We start from the raw sequence: 2751 nt of genomic DNA, 5'->3' as shown, positions 1-2751 counted from the left end.
CAAATGTATAAAATAAAAAATACGAAACTCAAACTTGAATCCCGTATTTCCATTTACACAAAATATTTTATAGTGCCCTGTCGTACCTTTTTCAATCGATTGAATTTCTGTGCTTTGTAATTCGTGCGACAGTGTCGCACCTTTTTCTTCCTGCATTTTGTCATGCACTGTCGAATAAATGCTTCCCGTGATATTTTCTGCCATCTGAGGATAGTACCTGTAGAACTTTCGTGCCCATTTGAACAGCGTTACAGTCAATCCTTTTCTGTTTACCCTTGTTTCAAGTTTCTTCATCAGCTGAGCTCCATATTCGGCTCTATCCTTACCATGCTGTTCAAATTCAATTATATAATATCCTATGAGCCAGTTCCGCATTGTCTGCATACGGTTTATAGCTTTGACTGCAGAGGTTTGTGCAGCATCATGAGTGTCTTGAATGATCCTGGTCAGTTCATCAAAAGAATGGGTGTTCTGACTCCAATCCTCGACAGGCAGTTCCATGCCATCGTGGAGGTATGTTGTAGATTCGTTAGCCATAATTGTATAATTGATTAAGTTAAGTTGTTATTCGCTACTATGTTATCATTACGACAATGCATCGACTATTGCTTTCTTCTCTTCCTCGCTCAATCCCATCAGCATTTCAATCAGCTGCTTGTTGTCTACCTTCTTTGTCTTTACTTTTGGAGGATTGGAGTCAAGCAAGTAGTGGTTGTACTCCAGCATTTTGGCCAAAGGGTAAGCACCAATATAGTTTGAGGTGATGTCACCATTGCCACTATGCCCCATGCTGTCGCTTATGTACTTGTAAGGAACTACGCCAGAATTATTAAGGTTGGTCGCAAAACTATGTCTTGCCCAGGTAGGTGATGGCTTCTGCTCCATTCCAAGCATATCAGCGACTTTCTTCATGTGTTCCCTGATGTGGCGGTTGTAACGTTGTATTACCCACACTTCCTGTTCTGGAGTAATCTCATCACTCATTATCGGAAACACTCTTCTACCCAAGCGAGGTTCGTTACCATACTTATCAAGAATGGCTTTTAGCTCCGGAGTTATTGGGAAGATTACCTCACTTGCGCTTTCGTTTCTATCACGTGTCTTGTGACGGAGGAATCGCATCTGCTTTCCATGGGTTGAATAGTACCAATCATCATATATCAGGCGAAGCGTATCGGCAAGGTTCTGCCCATCGCCAAGATACATAAAAAGGAAGAGACCAAGGTCGCGGAAGATTGCTTGCTTCTCTCGTGGCATATATAGTTCGTCCCCATTTTCATCAACAGCTTCGTCTTTCTTCCAAAAGTCATACAGCATACGCATGGTTGCCGTATCAAGAAATTCGTGCTTGCGACTTTGGGACTTGTTGTAGCCGGAATCTTTGAACATCTCCTTTGTGTCGCCCTTTACAAGTCCTCTTGATATGCAAATATTGACGATAGTCCTGAAGCTACGCAAACCGATGGCAATGGTCGTTACTCCAAGGCCGGACTTTTTCATTCGCTTCACCCATTCTTGCACAAAAGCCTTATCAATATCTGCCAAAGCAACATCCTTGCCCATATCCTTGACGAAGCGTCTGTACACATCCTTGTTGCATCTTGCAGAGCCAGCTTTGCCTTCGTTGAGCTTTCCTTGCATATACTCTTCCCAAATAGAGTAAATTGTTGCATTGTCGTCCTTCTTGCCCTGATATATGTCTTGAAGTTTGCGAAGCGAGAAAGTGTTGGTATCAATTAAGTTGTTTACAAGTTGGCGGATTTTCTCCATCTGCTCTTTCATTTCATCACGCTCTGCCAACTGGACACGTCGCCCAGTTTTCTCGTATTCACAAATATCCAGCCACTCTTGCAAAGTATAAACCCTTCCCAGCCTAAGGAAAGCTTTCTGTCCTCCATGGCAAACACGCACGGCAACAGGAATAGACTGACTGTAATCGCCAGCCTTACGAATATTAAGAGTCAAAGACCCATATCGCTACCGTTGGAAGACGTGAATTTGGCAAGGCACTTGTCTCCTCTTTTATTGGATTTCTGCTTCTTTATTGCATCTTTTGTGGGTTGTTCCGCTTTTTGTGACTTCATATTGTCTTAAACCTCCGTATTTATTGAAGGTCTCGGAGACCTTTTGGTGACCTTCAGGTGACCTTCTGAAATGAAAACTGATGCAAAGTTAGGTAATTTTCCGCAATCTTCAAAATGAAAAGCGTTGAATGTCAATGTTTTATAATTATTTATAATTTCGTGAAATATATTGCAAATAGACTCATAATCTGGAGGTCCCTGGTTCAAGCCCGGGCTGGTTCACATTAAAAGTCAGCGATTTACGAATAAACGTAAGTCGCCGTATATGGTAGTGTATGGGAAGTAACAGGTGGAGATATACAACTTTCTATAGAAAAGTCATTCGGAGTTTACGAAGGAATGGTTATGATTCGTTATCGAGATTCACAAAATGTTGAAGCAAAAATCCAAAAAGATATAGAAGATATTTAGACCATTAGAAAAAACCGAAGCATAATGCACTCTTCTCGTATATAGAAATCCTAAAATCTATACATAGAAGAAATATAGCATATAATTCCATGTATTCTTTGTAATTTTTAATTGCACTTATGGTAACTGATGTGCGCTCCCAACATATAAGTATGAAGAAATTTTTTTATGCCCTCTTTAGAGCCTGTTTAAATTTTAAAGTTTGATATTGAAAGAGTGTTTCTTCTTTCCGCGAAAATGATTATTTTTAAGTTAC

General features: G+C 40.4%; 1 protein-coding gene and 2 pseudogenes. 1 reads left to right on the top strand and 2 read right to left on the bottom strand.

The window, feature by feature from the left end; all coding sequences use genetic code 11:
• Positions 1–537, bottom strand: a 537-nt coding sequence (locus Q0Z70_RS13440; protein WP_298075310.1) for a DUF1016 N-terminal domain-containing protein, incomplete at its 3' end; no start/stop codon positions are given.
• A 48-nt stretch (positions 538–585) separates the two neighbouring features.
• A pseudogene (locus Q0Z70_RS13435) lies at positions 586–2084 on the bottom strand (phage integrase SAM-like domain-containing protein).
• A gap of 231 nt (positions 2085–2315) precedes the next feature.
• Here Q0Z70_RS13435 and Q0Z70_RS13600 point away from each other — a divergent pair.
• Positions 2316–2495 (top strand): annotated as a pseudogene (locus tag Q0Z70_RS13600) (hypothetical protein); the annotation flags it as partial.
• Positions 2496–2751 lie beyond the last annotated feature (256 nt).

The sequence above is a fragment of the uncultured Bacteroides sp. genome, assembly GCF_947632445.1.
Taxonomy (GTDB): domain Bacteria; phylum Bacteroidota; class Bacteroidia; order Bacteroidales; family Bacteroidaceae; genus Bacteroides.
The sequence above is the reverse complement of the archived record's forward strand: the minus strand, read 5'-3'. Positions and strand labels throughout refer to the sequence as shown.